The 21,889-nt window shown below is 33.3% G+C and carries 21 protein-coding genes; 12 read left to right on the top strand and 9 right to left on the bottom strand.

The genetic code is table 11. From position 1 onward, the window contains the following. Positions 1 to 84: 84 nt before the first annotated feature. Together B0A75_RS09645 and B0A75_RS09640 are read right to left on the bottom strand one after the other, a co-directional pair. The gene (locus B0A75_RS09645) at positions 85 to 1,401 is read right to left on the bottom strand and encodes an MFS transporter (protein ID WP_089054070.1); all 1,317 of its coding nucleotides are present in this window, start codon (positions 1,399 to 1,401) and stop codon (positions 85 to 87) included. Positions 1,402 to 1,448: 47 nt separating this feature from the next. Further along, positions 1,449 to 2,918, bottom strand: a complete 1,470-nt coding sequence (locus tag B0A75_RS09640) for an MFS transporter (RefSeq protein ID WP_089054069.1) — start codon at positions 2,916 to 2,918, stop codon at positions 1,449 to 1,451. A gap of 445 nt (positions 2,919 to 3,363) precedes the next feature. Here B0A75_RS09640 and B0A75_RS09630 point away from each other — a divergent pair, with 445 nt between their 5' ends. From B0A75_RS09630 to B0A75_RS09610, 5 genes are all read left to right on the top strand, one after another. Continuing rightward, positions 3,364 to 4,260, top strand: coding sequence for an alpha/beta hydrolase (locus B0A75_RS09630; RefSeq protein ID WP_089054094.1), 897 nt, complete (start codon positions 3,364 to 3,366; stop codon positions 4,258 to 4,260). A 434-nt stretch (positions 4,261 to 4,694) separates the two neighbouring features. Further along, positions 4,695 to 5,009, top strand: coding sequence for a hypothetical protein (locus B0A75_RS09625; RefSeq protein WP_089054067.1), 315 nt, complete (start codon positions 4,695 to 4,697; stop codon positions 5,007 to 5,009). A gap of 24 nt (positions 5,010 to 5,033) precedes the next feature. After that, positions 5,034 to 5,594: a 2'-5' RNA ligase family protein gene (locus B0A75_RS09620; protein WP_089054066.1), complete on the top strand. Its 561-nt coding sequence runs from the start codon at positions 5,034 to 5,036 to the stop codon at positions 5,592 to 5,594. 170 nt (positions 5,595 to 5,764) lie between these two features. Continuing rightward, positions 5,765 to 6,688: a helix-turn-helix domain-containing protein gene (locus B0A75_RS09615; protein ID WP_089054065.1), complete on the top strand. Its 924-nt coding sequence runs from the start codon at positions 5,765 to 5,767 to the stop codon at positions 6,686 to 6,688. Between the two features lie 169 nt (positions 6,689 to 6,857). Then, positions 6,858 to 7,622, top strand: coding sequence for an SDR family NAD(P)-dependent oxidoreductase (locus B0A75_RS09610; protein ID WP_089054064.1), 765 nt, complete (start codon positions 6,858 to 6,860; stop codon positions 7,620 to 7,622). Positions 7,623 to 7,756: 134 nt separating this feature from the next. On the opposite strand, the gene B0A75_RS09605 is transcribed toward B0A75_RS09610, so the two are convergent. The 3 genes from B0A75_RS09605 to B0A75_RS09595 all read right to left on the bottom strand — a co-directional run bounded on the left by B0A75_RS09605 (position 7,757) and on the right by B0A75_RS09595 (position 10,058). Beyond that, complete coding sequence (locus B0A75_RS09605) at positions 7,757 to 8,230, bottom strand: PepSY-like domain-containing protein (RefSeq protein WP_089054063.1); 474 nt, start codon at positions 8,228 to 8,230, stop codon at positions 7,757 to 7,759. Positions 8,231 to 8,322: 92 nt separating this feature from the next. Further along, a complete protein-coding gene (locus tag B0A75_RS09600) occupies positions 8,323 to 9,021 on the bottom strand; it encodes a LytR/AlgR family response regulator transcription factor (protein WP_089054062.1) in 699 nt (232 codons plus the stop codon). Then, complete coding sequence (locus tag B0A75_RS09595) at positions 9,021 to 10,058, bottom strand: sensor histidine kinase (RefSeq protein ID WP_089054061.1); 1,038 nt, start codon at positions 10,056 to 10,058, stop codon at positions 9,021 to 9,023. The genes B0A75_RS09600 and B0A75_RS09595 overlap by 1 nt, the downstream gene beginning before the upstream one ends. Positions 10,059 to 10,220: 162 nt before the next feature. Between B0A75_RS09595 and B0A75_RS09590 the strand changes: the two genes are divergently transcribed. The 7 genes from B0A75_RS09590 to B0A75_RS09560 all read left to right on the top strand — a co-directional run bounded on the left by B0A75_RS09590 (position 10,221) and on the right by B0A75_RS09560 (position 19,712). Continuing rightward, positions 10,221 to 11,606, top strand: coding sequence for a TolC family protein (locus tag B0A75_RS09590; protein ID WP_089054060.1), 1,386 nt, complete (start codon positions 10,221 to 10,223; stop codon positions 11,604 to 11,606). A 12-nt stretch (positions 11,607 to 11,618) separates the two neighbouring features. Then, on the top strand, positions 11,619 to 14,909 hold the full coding sequence (locus B0A75_RS09585) for an efflux RND transporter permease subunit (RefSeq protein WP_089054059.1): 3,291 nt from the start codon (positions 11,619 to 11,621) through the stop codon (positions 14,907 to 14,909). Between the two features lie 93 nt (positions 14,910 to 15,002). After that, positions 15,003 to 16,091 (top strand): efflux RND transporter periplasmic adaptor subunit, encoded by a 1,089-nt coding sequence (locus B0A75_RS09580; RefSeq protein WP_089054058.1) that lies wholly within the window; start codon positions 15,003 to 15,005, stop codon positions 16,089 to 16,091. A gap of 423 nt (positions 16,092 to 16,514) precedes the next feature. Further along, positions 16,515 to 17,114 carry a YEATS-associated helix-containing protein gene (locus B0A75_RS09575; RefSeq protein ID WP_317044186.1) on the top strand — a complete coding sequence of 200 codons (600 nt, stop codon included), beginning with the start codon at positions 16,515 to 16,517 and terminating at the stop codon, positions 17,112 to 17,114. 152 nt (positions 17,115 to 17,266) lie between these two features. Beyond that, positions 17,267 to 18,016: a hypothetical protein gene (locus B0A75_RS09570; RefSeq protein WP_089054056.1), complete on the top strand. Its 750-nt coding sequence runs from the start codon at positions 17,267 to 17,269 to the stop codon at positions 18,014 to 18,016. A 909-nt stretch (positions 18,017 to 18,925) separates the two neighbouring features. Next, entirely contained in the window at positions 18,926 to 19,270 is a 345-nt protein-coding gene (locus B0A75_RS09565) for a hypothetical protein (protein ID WP_089054055.1), read from the top strand. A 97-nt stretch (positions 19,271 to 19,367) separates the two neighbouring features. After that, positions 19,368 to 19,712: a hypothetical protein gene (locus tag B0A75_RS09560; RefSeq protein ID WP_123872351.1), complete on the top strand. Its 345-nt coding sequence runs from the start codon at positions 19,368 to 19,370 to the stop codon at positions 19,710 to 19,712. 99 nt (positions 19,713 to 19,811) lie between these two features. Here B0A75_RS09560 and B0A75_RS09555 read toward each other — a convergent pair whose 3' ends face one another. The 4 genes from B0A75_RS09555 to B0A75_RS09540 all read right to left on the bottom strand — a co-directional run bounded on the left by B0A75_RS09555 (position 19,812) and on the right by B0A75_RS09540 (position 21,876). After that, positions 19,812 to 20,303 carry a DUF6985 domain-containing protein gene (locus tag B0A75_RS09555; RefSeq protein ID WP_089054053.1) on the bottom strand — a complete coding sequence of 164 codons (492 nt, stop codon included), beginning with the start codon at positions 20,301 to 20,303 and terminating at the stop codon, positions 19,812 to 19,814. Positions 20,304 to 20,324: 21 nt separating this feature from the next. Next, complete coding sequence (locus B0A75_RS09550) at positions 20,325 to 21,020, bottom strand: hypothetical protein (RefSeq protein WP_089054052.1); 696 nt, start codon at positions 21,018 to 21,020, stop codon at positions 20,325 to 20,327. A gap of 10 nt (positions 21,021 to 21,030) precedes the next feature. After that, complete coding sequence (locus tag B0A75_RS09545) at positions 21,031 to 21,483, bottom strand: hypothetical protein (RefSeq protein ID WP_089054051.1); 453 nt, start codon at positions 21,481 to 21,483, stop codon at positions 21,031 to 21,033. Between the two features lie 159 nt (positions 21,484 to 21,642). Beyond that, positions 21,643 to 21,876: a hypothetical protein gene (locus B0A75_RS09540; protein ID WP_089054093.1), complete on the bottom strand. Its 234-nt coding sequence runs from the start codon at positions 21,874 to 21,876 to the stop codon at positions 21,643 to 21,645. Between the last annotated feature and the right edge of the window lie 13 nt (positions 21,877 to 21,889).

The raw sequence follows: 21,889 nt of genomic DNA, 5'->3' as shown, positions 1-21,889 counted from the left end.
GTAATCGATTGCACAAAATTAATTTTTTATATTGAAATAGCATAATTGAAACCAACAATTATTTAACTTGAATTACATTTTTCTTTATAATTCTACCTTTTTCATCCTCGGAACCAGTATATGCATTATCAGCCAAGCCAATAAATAGGAAGCACCGCAGATACAGAACATAATAAAGTAACCTGTTTCTATTTTACCTATTTTAGTATAATAAACAAACATATTCTTCTGTACCAGCAAGGTTAATAAAATTCCGCCAAGCGCTCCAAACATCCCTCCCATTCCTGTTACCGAAGCTGTTGCTTTTTTAGGAAACATATCAGAAACAGTCGTAAAAATGTTTGCACTCCAAGCCTGATGTGCAGAAACTGCAAAACCAATAACCAAAATTGCATACCACATATTTATTGCTCCTAAGTACTGCGAAAACAAAACTGGTAAAACTGCTAAAGCATACAACAGCATACTTGCTTTTCTTGCTTTATAAGCCGGCCAATTATTATTTATTAATTTCAAAGGAAGCCAGCCGCCGCCAATACTTCCAATACTTCCAATCATATATACCAGCGCACAAGGCCATATAATTTCTGTTGCTGTCAGTTTGTATTGTTTCATCAAGAAATCTGGAAGCCAGAACAAATAAAACCACCAAACCGGATCTGTCAACAACTTACCAATTGCAAAAGCCCAAGTCTGGCGAAATGAAAGCAACTTTAACCAAGAAACTTTTCCTGTATCTTCGACTTCAGCAATTTCAGCTTGATCTGATGTGATATATTCTAACTCAGCTTGAGACAGACGTTTTTGTTTTTGTGGCACTTCATACAAAAGAAACCACAATCCTAACCAAATAAAGCCAACAATTCCGGTTAAAATAAACGCCCATTGCCATCCATAATTCTCTGCTATAAAAGGCACTGACAACGGCACAATGATAGCCCCTATATTACTCCCTGAATTAAAAATCCCAGTTGCTAATGCTCTTTCTTTTTGTGGAAACCACTCCGCTGTTGCTTTTATTGCCGCTGGAAAATTTCCTGCTTCTGTAACTCCTAAAAATACTCTAGCGATCAAAAAACCTCCAGTTCCTGTCGCAAAAGCATGTCCAATTGCGGCCAAACTCCATAAACCGGTTGCAATTGCATAACCTAGCTTAGTTCCTAATTTATCAATAATTCCACCTGCAACCAACATCCCTAAAGCATACGCGATTTTAAAAGCCAGCTCTATATTTGAATAATCTATTACCTCCTGTTCTGGCGTCCAGTGAAAAGCTTCTGCCAAAAAAGGTCGTAGGTAACTTATTACATTTCTATCCAGATAATTGACAGTTGTAGCAAAAAAAACTAAACTGCAAATAGTCCAACGGTATTTTCCTATTGCTGCATTAGCTTGGTTCATGATTAGCTTTTGGTTTAGGTTGGTTAGTTAGTTTTAAAAAATCTTTGTTAGAGATTTGTAATTGGGCTGTATTTTGGAACAAGCGATTTCATTACAATCCAGCCAGTTAAATAACAAACTGCACAAATTGAAAAGATTATAAAATACCCTGCTTCAATACCTTTAAAGCCCATAAAAACCATATTCGTTTCTTTAGCATGATCAAATAAAACTCCCGAACCTTTATTAATTAAAGTCGATCCAACCCCACCTGCTAAACCTCCAATTCCTGTAATAGTTGCAATCGCTTTTTTAGGAAACATATCTCCAACAGTCGTAAAAATATTAGCCGACCAAGATTGATGCGCCGCGCCTGCAATTCCGATAATTACAACTGGAACCCAATAGCTGATATATCCTAAAGGCTGTGCAATCAATGCTAATAGAGGAAAGAAGGCAAAAATCAACATTGCTCTCATTCTTCCTTCATAAGGGTTCATTCCTTTCTTTTCAACAAAATAAGTTGGAAGCCATCCGCCAATAATTGACAATAATGTAATCATATACAATACAAATAATGGCAATGCCGCTTCTGTAGAATCCATTCCGTAAACAGAGCTCAAATAAGCAGGCGTCCAGAACAAGAAAAACCACCAAACACCATCTGTCATAAATTTACCAAAAGCAAAAGCCCAAGTTTGTTTGTATTTAAAGCAGTCTACAAAAGAAACTTTTGAAGTTGTTTCCGGTACATAACCTTCTAATTTACTATCTGCAATATCATCTTGCTGAATATAAGCCAATTCCTCTGCACTTACTCTTGGATGTCTTTCTGGTTTATCATACATAAAAACCCAAAATCCCATCCACACAAATCCTAAAGCTCCTATGATAATAAAAGACATTTCCCAGCCAAATGATTTTGCAATAAACGGAATGGTAATGGGAGCCGCTAAAGCACCTACAGTTGCACCCGCATTAAAAATACTTGTTGAAAATGCTCGGTCTTTTTTAGGAAAATATTCTGCTGTAGTTTTAATCGCTGCAGGAAAATTTCCTGCCTCACCAACTGCTAAGACAAAGCGGGCAAAAATAAACAAAGCCACACTCACGTTGATTACAAGCGCAGTGTCATTTATTGTACTGATTATTTCTTTTGAGCCGTGAAACCCTACGAACCAATTACCAGTTATAATTCCTGAAGTTGCTATACCGCAAAATGCATGCAAACAAGCTCCTACAGACCAAATACCAATTGCCCAAAGGAATCCTTTTTTTGTATCAAGCCAATCTACAAATCGTCCTGCAAACAAAAGAGAAACAGCATAAAATATAGAAAACAATGCTGTAATATTTCCGTAATCATTATTTGTCCAGTGAAATTCAGGAGCTATAAAATCGCTCCATGTTAACGATAGAACTTGACGATCTAAATAGTTAATAGTCGTTGCAAAAAATAGCAGCGCACATATGCTCCAACGATATTTTCCTGAGGATTTGACGGTTTGATTTACGGTAACGGCATCGGTTTGATTCATGGTAACGGCTTATTATAGTTATAAAGTTTTTTGGAAAATCAACACACTATTAAGTAAAATTCGAAAGATCAAAATCAAGAATCCAAAACAAACAAACGAAAATAATGTAATCGATTGCACAAATATAGTTTTAAATCTTTATATTCCAAATAAATTATATAAAAATTTATATTTGTCGCATAAATAAACACATCACTTAAAAAAATGACTACTAAATTAAATATTAAACAATATATTTGTTAATTGCGAGCATGCAAAAATAACCTGTTTTCGGCATCAAAATTGTCCGCTGAAAAACAGAATGTTTCAATTTTGGTTTTAATTATTTAAGTTTTGATGAAATTTAACATTCTTAATCTGTCTGTTTCCTTAAAATTAATCCTAAACAACTTTATTTACCGTGAAAAGCACAAAAAAACAATACTTCAAAAAAGCTGCATTTTTTATGATTTTAATACTTGGAAACTTAGCTTCAACATCGGCACAAAATCAAACTATAAATCTTTGGGAGCAAATTCCTGACGAAATAAAATCTTCTGATTATAAAGAAAAACCAGATTTTAAAAACGGAGTTATTCAAAGTACAAGTCTAGTTTCAACACCTACTCTTACAGCCTTTTTTCCCGCTGTAAGCAATCCCGATCATACTGCTGTAATTATTCTTCCCGGCGGCGGTTATTCGCATTTGGCGATTGATAAAGAAGGAACCAAAGTAGCAGCTTGGCTCAACAGTTTAGGAATTACAGCTTTTGTTTTAAAATATCGTCTTCCTAGCGATTTGATAATGAAAAATAAAAATATAGGTCCGCTTCAAGATGCACAAGAAGCGATGCGTTATGTACGTCAAAATGCTGCCAAATGGAATATTGATCCGAAAAAAATTGGAATAATGGGCTTTTCTGCAGGCGGTCATTTGGCTTCAACATTATCAACCCACTATGATGATAAAGTATACGAATCCTCTTTTAAAACAAGTGCACGTCCTGATTTTTCACTTCTTATTTATCCTGTAATTTCAATGGAAAATCAAATAACACACAAAGGCTCACAAACAAATTTATTAGGAAATAATCCACCGCAAGCACTTATTGATACTTTCTCTAGTGACAAAAAGATCACACCTCAAACACCACCAGCTTTCTTAATTCATGCTACAGATGACAAATCAGTTCTACCAGAAAACAGCATTAATTATTATTTATCCCTTAAAAAAAATAATGTTGCAGCGGAGTTACATTTATATGAAAAAGGCGGACATGGTTTTGGATTAGGCGTACAAGACACCAGTAAATATTGGACTAAAGACTGTGCAGAATGGCTTAAAAGCAATGGACTGCTTTAATAAAAAAAGGTTTTTAGATATGATTAACTAAATAACCAAATCTAAAAACCTTAAGAAAATTATACTTTATTGTATTGTTGCAAATTTATACAATGCAGTCTACACAAATGAATGTGCTTTAATTTTCCTTTAAAAAGTTTCTCCAAAAACAGTTTAATCATAGAAAAATAAAAAAATAATCTTGGTATTTCTATAAGACAAATCTACAGCCGTCTTTTCAGATTTCATTACGGGTTTCCTCATTTTTGTACTATTTTACGTTATTTTTATGTTAACAAATCCTAGAGCATTGTGTCTCAAAATGTTGTATTTAAAAAAAAGTGCAAATTCTAAATAAAAATCACGTAATTAACTAAGATACAAGCTGATTTCTTGTCCTAGATTAAGTTACCATTGCCTTTATACTCGTAAATTTGTTATCTAAATAAAAGATTATGAAAACTCTCGAATTCTTGCTTTTGGGCAAAAACGAAGAAATTCTAGCCATTTTGCTTCGTCTTGTAAATGCCGATGAAAATTGGAATGCTATTGCTTTCAATAATGAAAAAGAGGCTCAGCAACACTTTTTAAATCACAAAATCGACATCGTTCTTTTAAGTTCTGGAATCGAAAACCATATCGAGAAAGAATTCACTTCTTTTTGCTTAAAAAAACAACCCGAAGTAGAAGTAATTGAACATTTTGGAGGAGGAAGCGGTTTATTAAAATCTGAAATTCTCCATCGATTACATTTAAAAGGAAAGCTATAAATTTGTCTAATTTAAAGCCTCAAAATGGAAAAAACATATTCAGTTGTATTCTATTCTAAATCAGTAGTTGAGCCCGTTAAAAAGCTAAAAGACTTTTTACGGAGTAAAATAGAATGGTATAACAGCTGTAATTCTGAAGCGCACATTACGATTTGCGAATTCAAAATTGATGAATCTCAATTGGATTCGATCAAACAAAAGCTTTCTAAAATTTCTGATACTTTTACGCCTTTTAAAGTATCTTTAGATCATTTTGATTCTTTCCCAAATAGCGGTGCTTTTTTTATTGGCGTAACCAAAGATTCAAAAAATAATCTTGTGCCAATCATGAAAAAAATTCATGAAACACTAAAGTCTTTAAATCTTAAGAAAAGCGATAATCCGCATCTATCAATAGGAAGAAGATTAACTCCCGAAAATCTTAAAATTGCTTCTGAGCTGTTTACAAAAATTGATCTTCAATTTGAATGCAATGAAATTGTTCTAAGAGAATTTGATCCCAAAATAAAACAGTTTTTTGTACTTGATGCTTTTCCTTTTGGAAGTAATCCAGAACCTGAGTTTGTACAGGGAAGTCTTTTTTAATTATTCAGTAATTTTTAATCTTTCCCCAATCCCGCGTGTGATTTCTCGTTCCTCGAAATGACATAAAATGCGTGTATGTTTTGCGAACCTTGCGAAAAACCTTGCGCTCTTCGCGGTTAAGTTCACGAAACTTATTTTTTGTATATTTGAATTTCGCAATTCATTACAATATGAAATCCCTAGATTCATTTTATCAGGATATTACCGAAGGTTCAAATGTGAATCCTGCTTCGCTGCTGCCAAATGATATTCAAAAAGAGATTGGACATTTTAATATTTTTGATATTAAAGAACTATTAGAACGTTTGCAGGGAAAATCGGTTATGCCTTATGACAGAAGAGCTTATTATAAAATAAGTTTGATAAAAGGGAATAACAGAGCTGAATATGCCGATAAAATAATCGAAATCGAAAAACAGGGTTTATTATTTGCAACACCCAAAATTCCATACAATTACGTTCCGCAAGACACTAATCAATCAGGACAATTCTGTGTTTTTACCAGCGAATTTCTATCTAAAAATAAAAGTGGAATTGATCTTGACGAACTTCCAATTTTTGCTTCAGACGGTTATCCTATTTTTCAGCTTTCAGATGAAGAAGTTTCAGAAGCTGAATTGATTTTCAATAAAATACAAAAAGAAATCAACTCTGATTATATCTACAAATATGATTTAATCCGAAATTATGTTGCTGAATTGATTCATTTTGGTCAAAAATTACAACCCATTTCTGCTCTTTATTCTAAACACAATTCTGCTGCGCGAGTTTCATCATTATTTGCTGAATTATTAGAAAGGCAATTTCCTATAGAATCTCCTCATCAACGATTAGAATTAAGAACTGCAAAAGACTTTGCCGCACGACTATCTGTTCATGTAAATCACTTAAATAAGGTTTTAAAAGAAAACACAGGAAAAACCACAACTGAATTAATCAGTACACGATTAACAAACGAAGCCAAAATCCTTTTAAAACAAACGGACTGGAACGTTTCTGAAATTGCCTATTCGCTTGGTTTCGAAGAATTAGCTCATTTTTCTAATTTCTTTAAAAAGCAAACTTCTTTAACGCCTTTGGCTTTTAGGTGTTAATTGTTTTGTTTCAAGTTTCAAGTTTCAAGTTTCAAGTTTCAAGTTTGGAGTTTAAAAATTAGAAAATTCATTTTTTGATTTGAATTTTGCAAACATTGATTTGATATTTACAATTCTCCAAATCTACCCCGCTCCTATCTTTGCAGTATCAATTTAAAACAAATATAAAATGGCAATAGAAACAAAAATAGCTCTGGTTACAGGCGGAAGCAGAGGTTTAGGAAAAAACATGGCAATTGCAATTGCAAAAAAAGGAATCGATGTAATTATAACTTACAACAGCAAAAAAGATGAAGCTGACTTGGTTGCAAAAGAAATCGAAAATTTAGGTCAGAAAGCAGCTTCTCTTCAACTAAACGTAGCGGATAGTGCAAGTTTTGATACTTTTTTTAAAGAAGTGCAAACCACTTTAAAAAGCACTTTTAAAACAGAAAAAATTGATTTCTTGGTAAATAATGCCGGAATTGGAATTCACAATTCATTTATTGGCACAACAGAAGCCGAATTTGATCAATTGACCAATATTCAGTTTAAAGGTCCTTTTTTCTTAACTCAAAAAGCGCTGAATATAATGAACGACGGAGGCGGAATCGTAAATATTTCAACTGGTTTAACACGATTTTCATTTCCAGGTTATGCCGCTTACGCATCTATGAAAGGAGCAATTGAAACCTTAACTAAGTATCAAGCAAAAGAATTAGGCGAAAGAAAAATTAAAGTAAATGTGGTCGCTCCCGGTGCTATTGAAACCGATTTTGGCGGCGGCGCAGTTCGTGATAATGAGCAATTGAATAAAAATATAGCGAGCGTAACAGCATTAGGAAGAGTTGGGCTGCCAGACGATATTGGCGCAGTAGTTGCTTTTTTATGCACTGAAGAAGCACGCTGGGTAAACGCACAGCGAATTGAGGTTTCCGGCGGTATGAATTTGTAGTTTAGCTCACAACTCTATAAATTAATTATAAAACTGTTCAGTCTTTTAATTAATCTAAAAAACAAAACCCGATAAGCTTTAAAATCTTATCGGGTTTGTCGTTCTAAATATAATTGAATTAGTAAGTAAACATTTTAGTTTTTTTCGATGCTCACATCAAAACCTCCGTTTTTATCAAAAACAAGATCATAAAATTTTCCCTCTTTTTCTACTCCAACTTCATAGGTTGTTATATTTTTATAATCTACAACTACCGCAATTTCTCGTATTGCTTTTGACTGATAATTTTTCTTCAGATAGTTTTGTGCCTTCAACGGCAATTGGCTTAACGGAATTTGCTGTTCAAATGCTCGTAGTATTCCTAAATTATCATAAACTGCAAGTGCTTTAATATTCTTATCCGTATTAAATTTAGCTTCATATCTTATTTCATCATCGTCATCTCCAACATAATTGAGTGACCAAACTGCTTCTTTATTTGGATATTCTTTTTGAAAAGTAAACAGCACTTTTTCTGGCGGTGTAACAATCTTGTTTTCAGACAATCCATTCTGAGCAATCAATAAACCACTGTACAAAAAGAGCATTACAAGCAAAATTTTCTTCATACTTCCTCAGTTTCAAATTAAAAAGCCATAATCTAACCGTATTAAAATTACTACTTTTTATTAAACTTTAAACAAAATATTATTAACAATTTTTACTTTTTCAAACGATCTGAAAGTTCTCTCTTATAAGTAATACCTATTGGAAGCCTTTCATTTTTAATCGTAACAAAATCCTTTTCGGTACTGTCCACTTTATCCAAAGCCACAATGTAAGATTTATGTATTCGTATAAAATTCTTTTCCGGCAGGCATTTTTCAAGTTCAGTTGTAGTGATAGAAGCTAAATAAGTTCGCTTTTGCGTATGCAGTTTTACGTAGTTTCCAAAACTCTGCGCAAACAAAAGCTGATCTAATTCTATGTCGATAAAATAACCATCAACTTTTACATTTAGAGTATCAATAACAACTTCCTCTTCTTTTCCTTTTATATTTTCTGTAGAGAAAAAGCGTTCAACTGCTTTTAGAAATCTCGGAAAGTAAATAGGCTTCAGTAAATAATCAATTACTCCATAATCATAACTTTCCAGCGCAAATTCAGAATAAGCGGTTGTTAAAATAGTTTTAGGATGATTCGGAATTATTTTGAGCAATTCCATTCCAGAAATTTCGGGCATATTGATATCTAGAAACATCAAATCGACTTTGTTTTCTCTTAAAAAGTCCATCGCTTCAATGCCGTTATAACCTTGAAAAACCAATTCTAATTGCGGATTCTGCTTAATGTAATTCGCCAAAACATAATGTGCTGCCGGCTCATCATCAACAATTATACACTTTTTTGGATCTTTCATTAGACAAACTTTTTCAGCTGCAGTTTCAAATCGACTATATACGTATTCTTTTCTTCCTGAATATCGAGTTTATAGTTTTTTCCATAAATCAAATTCAGCCTTTCGATTGTGTTTTTTAAACCAATTTTGGTTGAAACAACATCAGTTTTCTTCGTTGGAATAGAATTTACTACATGCAGATGAAGATCTCCTTTTTCGACCGTTATAAAAATTCTTACGAAACATTTTTCAATTGCGCAGGTGCCGTGTTTAAAAGCATTTTCGATAAAAGCAATTAAAAGCATTGGTGATATTTTATAGGCATTCTCGTTATCGATTTTACAATCATAAGTAACATCACAACGATAGCCTACTCGTTCTTTTTCCAGTTGCACATAACTGTTTATAAACTCCAGTTCATCTTCTAAAGATACACATTGTTTGCTGTTACTTTCTAACTGATAACGCATTAACTGCGAAACCTTCATAATCAAATCCGGCGTTCTGTCTGGAAACTCCAAACTAATTCCGTAAAGCGTATTGAAAGTATTAAACAAGAAATGTGGATTCAATTGTCCTTTTAAAGAGTTCAACTGCATTTGATTAAAAAGCAGCGCTTCATCCGTTCTTCTTTTATGAATTCTATAAAATTTGAAAACAATAATTGGACTCAAAATACAAACTAATGTTCCCAAAACGCTTGCGAGTTGATAAACATAACTTCGTTGATGCGAATTTTGATATAAACGACAATTATTAAACATATCTAAAGTTGTAATCTCATACAAAACAATTGAGAAAACGACAACTCCAAAAAGCGTTAATAATATATAAGTAACAGGACGACGGGTTTTAAATAATATCGGAAGAAGAAAGAAGCGATTAAACTGAGCGTGAAGATAAAGAATCAGGTAGAAAAAAATACCCATTAAAATGGATGCCATAGAACTAAACAACATCCAATCGTTTTTTAACGTATAAATGGTAAAAGAAAAAGCGACGACGGCAATTTCCTGCCACCATTTATTATCCACTATACTATCAAACTTCTCGTTCATTTTTAAAACTTAAATAGGATACAAAGTACGGACAAAATTTTAATTATTATTTCGTAAAAATGACCAATTGAATTTGTCATTTATAATTGCAGTACATCACTTAACCTGACTTTTATCAGTTCAAGGTAAATAAATTTGTTCTATAATTTCACACTTGAGTTTATGTATTTCAAAAAAATTACTTTATTATTTTTCTTGATTTTTGCCTCGATCGGTTACTCTCAAACCTTGTCTTTAAAAGAAGCAATAAAAACAGGGCTTGAAAACTACGGTTCGATTCGAGCAAAAAACAATTACACGAATGCTTCAAAAGAGACTTTAAAACAATCTCGTCGTGATTATCTGCCTAACTTGAATTTATCGGCTCAACAAGATTACGGAACAGTAAACGGACAAAACGGACCGCTTTATGGTTTTGGCGGACTTGGAGTTGCTTCGTCTGGACTTCCGCTTCCGCAACAAAACTGGAATTCGGCATTTGGAGCACTTTATTTGGTCAACATGAACTGGGATTTTTTCACTTTTGGAAAAACACAGGAAAAAATCAACCTGTCTAAAATTGATGTTCAGGCCAAGGAAAAAGATTTAGAACAGGAAAAATTCCAACAAGAAATCAAAATTTCTGCCGCTTATTTAAATCTATTGGCAAGCCAAAGATTGTTGATTTCTCAGCAAAAGAATTTAAGCCGTGCAGAGGTTTTCAAAAAAACAGCTGTTGCAAGGGTTAAAAACGGATTATTAGCCGGCGTAGATTCAACATTGGCAACTGCCGAAGTTTCGAAAGCTAAAATTGCTTTGAATCTTGCAAAGAATTTCGTGAAAGAACAAAACAATAAATTAGTTGATTTAATGGGCGTTGCTCCTCAGGATTTTGCTGCAGACACACTTTTTGTAACTCAAATTCCAAAAGAACTTGTAAAAGAAAACACTGCAACAGACAGTCTTCACCCTTTATTGCAATTTTATAAAACCAAAATCGATTACAGCAATCAGCAGGTAAAATTGTACAAACGCTTTTATTATCCAACTATGAGTGCTTTTGGTGTTTTGCAAACCAGAGCTTCAGGGTTTGAGAATAGTTATGCAACAGATCAACATGCTTTCAGCAGAAATTATTGGGATGGCGTAAATCCCGATCGCAGCAATTATTTAGTTGGAATTGGAATTACATGGAATTTAACTACTCCTTTTAGATCAAGCAAACAAGTGAGCGCTCAAAAATTTGTTTCGCAAGCATTACAGGAAGAATACAATCAGGCTGACAGAGAATTGAAATCGCAATTGACATTTGCCGAAGATAAGATCAAAATTACCATGGATAATTATGCTGAAACTCCTATTCAGGTTGATGCGGCAAAGAGAGCTTACATTCAAAAATCGACTTTATACAAAAATGGTTTAACGGATTTAACAGATTTGACTCAAACAATTTACACTTTAAACCGTGCCGAAATCGACCGAGATATTGTCAATAATAATGTATGGCAGTCGTATTTATTGAAAGTGGCAGCAACGGGCAATTTTGACTTATTTATAAATGAATTTTAATTATAGATCCTAATGAATTTAATACGTTTTGCACTCCGCAAACCCATCTCCATATTAGTATTGGTTGCGGGTCTATTTTTCTTCGGAATTGGTGCCATCAAAGACATTAAGGTAGACATTCTGCCAAAAATGAATTTGCCGGTTATTTATATTGCACATCCATTTGGAGGTTATACTCCAGACCAGATGGAAGCTTATTTTGCTAAGACTTATGTCAACATTCTGCCTTTTGCCAATGGTGTAAAATCAGTAGAAACCAAAAATATTCAGGGGTTAATGATTATGAAATTAACCTATTATGAAAACACAAATATGGCGCAGGCTGCAGCCGAATTAAGTTCGCTTTCGAACAGGATTCAGGCGGCATTTCCTCCAGGAACACAGCCTCCGTTTATCATTCGTTTTGATGCTTCTTCACTGCCAATTGGTCAATTGGTATTGAGCAGTAAAATCAGATCAAATAATGAATTACAGGATTTAGCTAACGTTTATGTTCGTGCTTCGTTTACTTCGATTCCTGGTCTATTATCGCCGGCACCATTCGGCGGAAGCCCAAGAACAATTGAGGTAAACGTTGATCCAGATCTATTGCGTTCGCACAATATGACACCTGATCAAATTGTAGAAGCTATTCGTGTAAACAATCAAACAGCTCCTTCTGGAAACGTGAGAATGGGTGATAAAAACTACATTACACCAACTAACAATACGATTAAAGAAGTTAAAGATTTTGAAAACATTCCGTTATTTAAAGGAAGTGTTCAAAACTTAAAATTAGGCGATGTCGCGACCGTAAAAGACGGCGCCGATATTACGCAAGGTTACGCATTAGTAAACGGAAAACGTTCAGTTTATATTAGTATAGCAAAAGCCGGAGATGCTTCGACTTGGGATGTCGTTCAGAAATTAAAAGCCGAACTGCCTAAAATTCAAAGTACATTACCCGAAGATGTAAAATTATCTTATGAATTTGACCAATCTGTTTATGTAATCAATTCTGTTAAAAGTTTAATTACCGAAGGAATTATTGGAGCTGTTTTAACGGGTTTAATGGTTTTATTATTCCTTGGAGATAAACGTGCCGCATTAATCGTAATCCTAACCATTCCTATTTCGATTATTTCGGGAGTTTTATTCTTGAAATTATTCGGACAGACTATCAACTTAATGTCTTTAAGCGGATTAGCGCTGGCAATTGGAATTTTGGTCGATGAAAGTACGGTAACAATCGAAAATATTCACCAGCATCTCGATATGGGAAAACCAAAAGCACTTGCTATTTGGGATGCCTGTCAAGAAATTGCATTACCAAAATTATTGATCTTGCTTTGTATTCTTGCCGTTTTTGCGCCTGCATTTACAATGGTTGGAATTCCGGGAGCTTTATTCTTGCCTTTGGCTTTAGCCATTGGATTTTCGATGGTTATTTCATTTTTGCTTTCGCAGACATTTGTGCCTGTAATGGCAAACTGGTTAATGAAAGCCCATCCAAAACATGAGCACACGCCAGAAATCACAGACGATGAAGCCGAATTTAATGCTTGCGGTTTAACACCAGAATCTGAAAAAGACTTAATCAGCCAGAAAAAAGTAATGGTTGAAAGAGAAGATACCAATCAAGACGGAAAAATAAGTGCTTTTGAGCGTTTCAGAGTTCGCTTTATGAGAACTCTAGATCGATTGTTTGTTCATAAAAAAGCCACGAGTATTGTCTATTTGGTTTCTGCAACAGTTTTAGCTATTGTGTTACTTACTTTTATCGGAAAAGATGTTTTTCCAAAAGTAAATTCAAGTCAGTTTCAATTAAGACTTCGTGCTCCAGATGGAACACGTTTGGAACGAACAGAGGAACAAGCCGTAATTGTTTTAAAAGAATTGAAAAAAATGGTTGGACCAGAGCATATCGGAATCTCTTCTGTTTATGTAGGACAGCACCCGTCTTTATTCTCTATCAATCCAATTTATTTATTCATGGCAGGCTCGCATGAAGCCGTTTTTCAGGTAAGTTTAAAAGATTATCACGTTGATATGGATGATTTTAAAGATGACTTTAGAGCACGACTTAAAAAAGTATTGCCAGACACTAAAGTTTCTTTTGAGCCAATCGAGTTAACGGATAAAGTATTAAGCCAAGGTTCTCCTACTCCAATTGAAATTAGAATTGCAGGAAAAGACAAAAAACGAAATGAATTATACGCCAATCAAATTGTCGATAAACTAAAAGCGATTTCGTATTTCAGAGACGTACAAATTGGTCAGCCTATTCATTACCCAGCAATGAACATTGATATTGACAGAACCCGTGCTGCTGAACTTGGAGTTGATATGAATGATATTTCTCGTTCTCTTGTGGCTTCGACTTCATCATCTCGATATACCGAAAAAAATATGTGGGTTGATGAAAGAGCCGGATTATCATACAACGTTCAGGTTCAAGTACCATTGAATCAAATGAAAAGCAAAACGGATATGGGAGAAATTCCGTTATTAAAAAATTCGCTTCGTCCTGTTTTGAGCGACGTTGCAAAAATTACACCCGGCTTTGTAAGCGGTGAAAATGACAATTTAGGGGCAATGCCATACATTACAGTTACAGCAAACATCAATCAAACCGATTTGGGGACGGCAGCGAAAGATGTTTCTGTAACAATTAAATCTTTAGGAGAACTTCCTCGTGGTTTGTTCATTAATCCTATTGGTTTAAGTAAAGTATTGGAAGAAACATTAAGCAGTTTGCAAGTAGGATTATTGGTTGCCATTTTTGTAATCTTCTTAATGTTGGCCGCTAATTTCCAGTCATTCAAAGTTTCGCTGGTTATTTTAACAACAGTTCCAGCGGTGGTTTTAGGAGCCTTAATTATGCTGACATTAACAGGCTCAACTTTAAATTTGCAGTCTTATATGGGAATTATTATGTCTGTAGGAGTTTCGATTGCAAATGCTGTTTTATTAGTTACCAATGCAGAGCAATTGCGAAAAATAAACGGCAACGCATTAGAATCAGCGCGTGAAGCCGCAGCACTGCGTCTTCGTCCAATTATTATGACATCAGTTGCGATGATTGCGGGAATGCTACCAATGGCAATTGGTCACGGCGAAGGAGGCGATCAGGTTTCTCCGTTAGGGCGAGCGGTTATCGGTGGTTTATTATTCTCGACTTTTGCCGTATTATTAATTCTGCCGCAAATATTTGCCTGGGCACAAGAAAAAGCATCGACACAATCTGTTTCTTTAGATCCTGAAGACGAAGAAAGTATCCATTATATCTCATCATTAAATAAGCCGAAAGCTGGAAAATCATAAAGCTGAAAGTCTAATCGTGGTGAAAAAACTTCAATAACTTTTATCCTTTACGCTTTTTTATAAAACAAGGCAATAATCATATAAAACCAAAAAATGAACACTAAAATTATAAAATATAGCCCGCTGTTTTTTGCAGCATTATTTTTCCTGAACAGCTGTAATTCAAAAAAAGAAGAAACCGCTGCGGCAGAAATTGAACCTAAAACAGAAACGTTTCTTTTAGAAAAAGAAAAGCTGACTACTGAACTACGCTTACCTGCTGAATTAACAGGTTTCCAGCAAGTAGATTTATACGCAAAAGTGAGCAGTTTTGTAAAAACATTAAAAGTTGATATTGGTTCTAAAGTTACAAAAGGACAGCTTTTAATTGTACTTGAAGCGCCAGAAATCAGTTCGCAATTAGCTGCTGCCGAATCGAGATTAAAATCGATGGAAGCGATTTATGCTACAAGCAAAAGCACTTACAATCGTTTGTACGAAACGAGCAAAGTGGAAGGAACGATTTCTAAAAACGATCTTGAAATGGCAAGCGGAAAAAAGAACTCTGATTATGCACAATTACAAGCGGCAATTGCAGCGCATAAAGAAGTCGCAATTATGAGAGGATATCTTGAAATTCGTGCTCCTTTTGATGGTGTTGTAGCAGCCAGAAATGTCAATTTAGGAACATTTGTCGGACCGGCAGGAAAAGGTTCAGATTTGCCACTATTAACGATTCAGGAACAAAGTAAATTGCGTTTGGCAGTTTCTGTTCCGGAATTGTATACAGGATATTTACATAACGGTGAAGAAATGAGTTTTAATGTAAAGTCTCTGCCTGATACTTTTACCGCTAAAATTACAAGAATGTCTGGTGCCTTAGATTTAAAACTACGTTCTGAGCGTGTAGAAATGGACGTTCACAACACAAAAGGAAATTTATTACCCGGAATGGTTGCCGAAGTTTTATTGCCTTTAAACGCAAAAGACAGCACATTTGTAGTGCCAAAATCAGCAGTGGTAAATGCTGCCGAAGGAGTATTTGTAATCAAAGTACTTAATCATAAAGCGACAAGAGTTAACGTAAAAAAAGGTAGAGAAATCGACGATAAAATAGAAATATTTGGCGATTTAAATGCAAAAGATAAACTGGTAAAAATTGCCAGCGAAGAAACTAAAGAAGGAGATGCTATAAACGAATAACCAGCGTTTTGTCTTCATTTTAGTGATTATCAAAAACTGTACGCATTCTTAGGAATGCAAATTTAAAAATTTGCCTAAAAAGGGCAGTTCTTCTTTTTGGAGGGACTGTCTTTTTTTTGTTTAACAAATCAGGTAAAAGTACGTGGTTGTTGAGATTGGTAAATTGATAATTTTGAAAAGAAAGATACGGAATAAACATTTGTTAATACAAGCGAATTTGAATAAATTGCCCCTACTTTGTAGCCAGTAAATAAATGTTAGGTTAATATTGCTAAAAAATCATAAACAGTCAAAAATGAATTGCGTAACAGATTATCATAGAATAACATTAATATTAATCATCATCTTTATTGGCGGGCTTGCCGGTCTTACAAATTTCTATTCATTTTACTTTCAGCAACCAGAAGAAAAACGTAAAAAAAAATTGTTATTAAATATTTACTTAGTGGAATTGGAGCTTCGATTCTTGTTCCTCTTTTACTGAATATGTTATCTAGCAATTTGATAAAGAATGACGACAAATTCGATTCAATAAATTATTTTGTTTTCGCAGGATTTTGTTTTATAGCTGGTTATTTCTCTGATAGATTTATTAATTCAATGGGCGAGAGAATCCTGAAAGATTTAAAAGACACAAAAGATAAAGCCAATCAGGCTATAGACTCGGCAAAAGCAGTGGAAGAAAAAGTAGATGTATTAGTATCAACCGAAGCAGAAATAGATTCAACAGAAACAGAAAGTAATCAATTAGAATCTCTTCAGGATCTTTTATCAAGCAAAATGATTAATTCTCGTGATCTAATTGACAAAATTATAAAATCATTTGACGATCCTAATTATAAATTTAGAACTTCTCATGGAATTGCAAAAGATACAGATTCAAATCGTCCAGTCGTAATAAAAATGCTGGAAGAATTAAGAAACCTCGGAGTCACTCAAAAAATTGTTTCCAAAGAAGATAAAACTGTTCTGTGGAGTTTAAGCAATCTCGGAAGAGAAATTTTGAAAAAAAGTAAAGAATAGCAACTGCACCCACAGGCTAAAAGTAATGTAGGCATTAGGCTTAATTTGAAATTGGTTATGTATTTGGAAACTTTGCAAAATCCGAAAAATGGCTTAATTTAGCCCAAAAAACGTTATAGTAGCGAGACGTTAGCGGTAATTTTAGAACAGATATGGAAAATATTTACAATTTTTTTAATGGAAATCCATGGTTAAATATCATTTTCTTCGTTTTAGCCATAATAAGTATAATTTTGGCCATAATATTTTATTATAAAGCTGTAAAATCAAAAAAACCTATCTATGATATTGAAACAAATAGATTAGTTAATAATGATTTATCCGGCTTAAAAAAAATTGAGATTAAATATAACAATTCGATAATTTCTAATTTATCAGTAACAAAAATTGCTCTATGGAATTCCGGAAAAGACTCGATCCGAAGAAATGATATTGCTAGTTCAGATCCAATTTTAATCTGTACTAAAAATGATATTATTCTTTACGACTTTGAAATTGTCCATAGAAAACAAGTAAATAACATAGTCGCTGAAAAAATAAGTGAAAATTCAATAAGCATTTCATTTGAATTTTTAGATTTCCATGAAGGTATCGTTTTAAATGTTTATCATAATGGAAAAAGTAACAATAGCATAGAAATAAAAGGAACATTAATTGGATCTGAAAAAATATCGAAGGCGATTACAAAAGATTATCTTAGTAATAAGTTTGAATTTTTGTCTAATCCAATAAACTTTTTGATAAACCATCAGAATAAATTTTATCAATTTATTGGTTGGTTTGTAGGGATACCGGTAGGAATTGTAGTTTTATTCCCAATCTTTTTTATAACAAGTCCAATTGATTTTGTCTTAGAAAAATTCGTATATAAAATCCCAAAAGTATTTAAATTTACCCGATAGCGCGGATTTGCAATCCGTGCCCGCAAAGTAAGGAACATATTTTATCTCTAAGAACAAAAACCTCGATCATAACAAATCGAGGTTTTTAATTTCATAATCTGTCTAGTCCTGAAAAAAAATCACATCATTTTCTTAAGAAGTCCCAGCGGGACGAAATAGTTATAGAAAACAATTCATCCTATTTCAAAAGAACCCCAGCGGGGTGAAATCTTATTTATTATATGTCGCTCCGTTGGAGCTTTTGGTACGGCACGTATTATGAATCTATAAATATTTCATTCCTCCGGAATTCTCTTTTGTAGCTTTAAAAACTACATTGTAATTTTAAAAAATCAATTGCCTCCAGTTTTAACTGGAGATATAAATAAAAGCAAGAAAATGGCTTTAGCCAAAAAACACTCATTTTGGCTAAAGCCTTATCTTTTATAAACATCATCAAATCCCCTAGTTAAAACTAGGGGCTATTCATTGCCAATCTTTGTCAATTGTCGCGTGTGATCCTTCGTTCCTCAGGATGATAAACGGCACGTAAACATTTTGTCAGGCTGAGCGATCCCGTCCGATAGCGAGGTTTTTTCCATTTTACAAACCTAATTCCTCCCTCAAATAAGAATTAAAAATCTCCCCCAATTCATTAAGCAAATACTAATTATCTTCAAAATTTGTTAATCCGATTTGGGAGGGTTTCGTGTTGTTGCATTACAAATAAAATTAAAATACAATTCTACTCTACACTACATAAAGTCTCTCAACTTTACCTTCTTTTATAAATTTCATAATCGAAACTGCTTGTTCTTTTTGACTTAAAAAAGACATATTATGACACAAAAAAGTCGTACATTAGTAAAATAACTGAAAACCGTAGTCTTAATTTTACGAGACCTACTCAAAAAACTAAAACCACTAATCATGCCGCTAACACCAAAAATAACGGAATTATTGTCAAAAAAATACAACCCCAATGTAACTATTTTTGGCAATTATGACAGCAGTAAGAGTGCTTCTATTCTAGATCACGATAACGGAACTACTTTTATAATATCAGAAAACACTTTATTTTCTTTCAAAGATCAACACCGAAATCATTGGATGACACTTGTGCAATCATTTCCTTCAAATGGAGAACAATACACTCCAAAACTCGGCGAATTATACGTCGCAAATGATGGAATAAAATACAACTTCACTACAAAAGAAGAAATTCTGGAAATGGCAGTAAAGTACTTCGAAAAACACAAGCACAATATCGAATAGTTTTACCTATTCAAGTTTGAATGCCCTAACCTAGCTCTGAGTTATGGTTAAGAACAGAATTTTACCTCAAAGTCTCCAAAATAAAACTCTAAAAAACATGAGTAAATTTAATTTCAAAAATAAAAAATTTGCACTTATTCAAAATTCAGATAATGGACAAGTAAACACAGAAACTGTTTTTAATTATAATCAGGATGGTAATCTTGTAACTGCTGACTATTTTGGTGGAACGATTAAATACGGAAAAATTATTGCGGAATTAAAAGACAACGAATTAAATATGCTTTATCAATGTTTGACTACAGACAATGAACTAAAAGCGGGTAAAGCATTGGCACAAATTAGTTTGACAGAGAATGATAAAATAAAATTGTCTTTAGATTGGGAATGGCTGACAAATGGAAGCGAAAAAGGAAACTCTGAATATATAGAAATTGAATAAGCAGAAGAAAAAAGAATGACAGCGCAAACACTAAAAATCTCGCTTATAAACACAAAATAAAGAAAAAAAACTCGACAAACTCGAGTTTTTTTTCTTTATCTAAGTCTCTGAAATACCCCCAACATCTTCTATTTGCCCATCTACAAACTTAAATTCAATGCCATGTTCAGTATCTAACTTGTACCGAATAGTTACTCTAATGGTTTTATTGTCCGAAATCCGTAGATACATTAAATCTTTAATGTAGTCGTTGTGTTTTTCAATGCTGTCAATGTTTAATGGCGGTTCGCCTGATTGCTCGCTGTTTTCATAATATTTTGCATAAACTCTTTCATATCGTTCAAATGATTTTAATTGTAAATCTGCCAAACGGTTTTCGATATTATCAATAAAAATTCGATACGTTTCTGCAAATGCTGTCAATTGTTTTTCGGTTGGAGGCGTTTCAATTTCTTCGCCCTCTTCATCGTATTCATCACCTAAAAAAACTTCTGTTTTAGGCTTGTCAAAAAACGGATATGAAAAATAAATATCAGAGGAGTAACCAGCCCAATCTTCTTCTACATTTCCCCAATATGGATGTGTTGTCATATGTATATATTTTAAAAATTATTACTGTTCATATGGCAGTAAATCAATTTCGTAGCTAACGGACTCACTAGCTTTAGTAGCTTTTATAAGGGTATTTTTCTTGATTACAAACTGTTCCTTATCATCTTTTGATAACGATTTTGGTGTAATTGTTTTTAAATCCTCTTTTTTATTAACTTTTATCTTCGATAATTGATCCGGATTATTTATTTGTGAAAGCCCTTTTAAAAGGAGTCCATACATGGCGTCTGACTGCAAAAAAACAGTTAGCTTTTGTTTGTTATTTATAGTTTCTTCTACTTGTTCTAAATATTTTGTTATTGCCGAACCAGAATAACTAAGCAGTATTTTTTCCTTTGTTTCCTGCCATCTTTTATCCATATCTTCAGGTTTTATAACATCAATTATCTTTCCGCTTGGATTGACCAAAACTGTAATTTCATCAAAAACATAAGCAACTCTTCGAATGTAGGAAACATTATTTGGACCTTCAAATTTAAAATCCATACACAAAAAAGTATACTTGATGATTTGATCTGATATATCTGACTTATAAATATTTACTTTTCGGATATAAGTATTGTCCTTGGTTTTATCTGCTCCTTTTACATAAGATGAAAAATTGTACGTTAGACTATCGGTCGCTTTTTCTTGTGAAAAAGAATATAGGCTAAAGAAAAAAATGATACAAATAATACTGTATTTGCTTTTTTGCATGAGTGTTACTTTAGTTAGAATTGGCAATAAAATGCTTTTCAACAATACTTTTATATTTTTTAGGGTTATACTTTATTACAGGCTTATTTTTACCATCAAACAAAACCATTGCTGTTCTTTTATTAAGCATCGTAATATCTATAAGGTATGTTTTTTTTGCAGTAATAAATTTTAATTCTCTGGCGTTTGTTCTGCCTACAAATCTGTTATCTGTTGCTGGACCATATTTATTATAAATAAAATCTGCCGTTTTTTTATGAATCTCAATTTCTTCTTCTGAGGCTGCAACTTTTTGATTCTCAACAAAAAATATTCCTTGTGAAGGCGAGGTCACCGTTATACCAAAGTCTGTTTTTATATCTTGATTTACCTTTTTAATGTGCTTTGAAGAACAAGCATTTAATACAACAAGAAGTAGCAGCAAACAACTAATATGAATTATAGTATTTTTTGAATTTTTCATTTAAATTAAGAATTAAATATAACAAAGATTACAACCTGAAATTTCTAACAAAAACCTGTTTTTAACCTAAAGATGAGACCTGTAAGCGCATCAAAATCTCAACAACAATACAAATAATAAAACCTCGATCTTAAAAACCGAGGTTTTATTTTGCAAATCTTATTCCTCACTCAAATAAGGATTCAAAACTTCAGCCAATTCATTGAGCCAAAAAAAGCCGTTTTCTAATTCATTTATTCTGGTTTGGAGGGTTTCGTGTTCTCGCAATACGCCCAAAGCTAAAATATAATTTACTTGTCGCAATGCTTTAGCCATATCTTCGAGATCTATAACATGGTTAAAAAAATCAATCAGCCTTGTTTCGGCTTCTTTGGAAAGTGTTTTTGTTTTCATGTCTTCCATTTAG

The sequence above is a fragment of the Flavobacterium oncorhynchi genome (genome assembly GCF_002217355.1).
In the GTDB taxonomy this organism is placed as follows: domain Bacteria; phylum Bacteroidota; class Bacteroidia; order Flavobacteriales; family Flavobacteriaceae; genus Flavobacterium; species Flavobacterium oncorhynchi.
Note: the sequence above shows the minus strand (reverse complement) of the source record. Positions and strands in the feature narration are given on the sequence as shown.

Bases quoted from the DNA above. Each gene is read 5' to 3' on its own strand.
- B0A75_RS09620 (WP_089054066.1), top strand. From the start codon at position 5,034: ATGGAAAAAACATATTCAGTTGTATTCTATTCTAAATCAGTAGTTGAG.
- B0A75_RS09640 (WP_089054069.1), bottom strand. From the start codon at position 2,918: ATGAATCAAACCGATGCCGTTACCGTAAATCAAACCGTCAAATCCTCA.
- B0A75_RS09570 (WP_089054056.1), top strand. From the start codon at position 17,267: ATGGAAAATATTTACAATTTTTTTAATGGAAATCCATGGTTAAATATC.
- B0A75_RS09630 (WP_089054094.1), top strand. From the start codon at position 3,364: ATGATTTTAATACTTGGAAACTTAGCTTCAACATCGGCACAAAATCAA.
- B0A75_RS09560 (WP_123872351.1), top strand. From the start codon at position 19,368: ATGAGTAAATTTAATTTCAAAAATAAAAAATTTGCACTTATTCAAAAT.
- B0A75_RS09590 (WP_089054060.1), top strand. From the start codon at position 10,221: ATGTATTTCAAAAAAATTACTTTATTATTTTTCTTGATTTTTGCCTCG.
- B0A75_RS09540 (WP_089054093.1), bottom strand. From the start codon at position 21,876: ATGAAAACAAAAACACTTTCCAAAGAAGCCGAAACAAGGCTGATTGAT.
- B0A75_RS09555 (WP_089054053.1), bottom strand. From the start codon at position 20,303: ATGACAACACATCCATATTGGGGAAATGTAGAAGAAGATTGGGCTGGT.
- B0A75_RS09625 (WP_089054067.1), top strand. From the start codon at position 4,695: ATGAAAACTCTCGAATTCTTGCTTTTGGGCAAAAACGAAGAAATTCTA.
- B0A75_RS09595 (WP_089054061.1), bottom strand. From the start codon at position 10,058: ATGAACGAGAAGTTTGATAGTATAGTGGATAATAAATGGTGGCAGGAA.
- B0A75_RS09645 (WP_089054070.1), bottom strand. From the start codon at position 1,401: ATGAACCAAGCTAATGCAGCAATAGGAAAATACCGTTGGACTATTTGC.
- B0A75_RS09545 (WP_089054051.1), bottom strand. From the start codon at position 21,483: ATGAAAAATTCAAAAAATACTATAATTCATATTAGTTGTTTGCTGCTA.
- B0A75_RS09585 (WP_089054059.1), top strand. From the start codon at position 11,619: ATGAATTTAATACGTTTTGCACTCCGCAAACCCATCTCCATATTAGTA.
- B0A75_RS09565 (WP_089054055.1), top strand. From the start codon at position 18,926: ATGCCGCTAACACCAAAAATAACGGAATTATTGTCAAAAAAATACAAC.
- B0A75_RS09550 (WP_089054052.1), bottom strand. From the start codon at position 21,020: ATGCAAAAAAGCAAATACAGTATTATTTGTATCATTTTTTTCTTTAGC.
- B0A75_RS09605 (WP_089054063.1), bottom strand. From the start codon at position 8,230: ATGAAGAAAATTTTGCTTGTAATGCTCTTTTTGTACAGTGGTTTATTG.
- B0A75_RS09580 (WP_089054058.1), top strand. From the start codon at position 15,003: ATGAACACTAAAATTATAAAATATAGCCCGCTGTTTTTTGCAGCATTA.
- B0A75_RS09610 (WP_089054064.1), top strand. From the start codon at position 6,858: ATGGCAATAGAAACAAAAATAGCTCTGGTTACAGGCGGAAGCAGAGGT.
- B0A75_RS09600 (WP_089054062.1), bottom strand. From the start codon at position 9,021: ATGAAAGATCCAAAAAAGTGTATAATTGTTGATGATGAGCCGGCAGCA.
- B0A75_RS09615 (WP_089054065.1), top strand. From the start codon at position 5,765: ATGAAATCCCTAGATTCATTTTATCAGGATATTACCGAAGGTTCAAAT.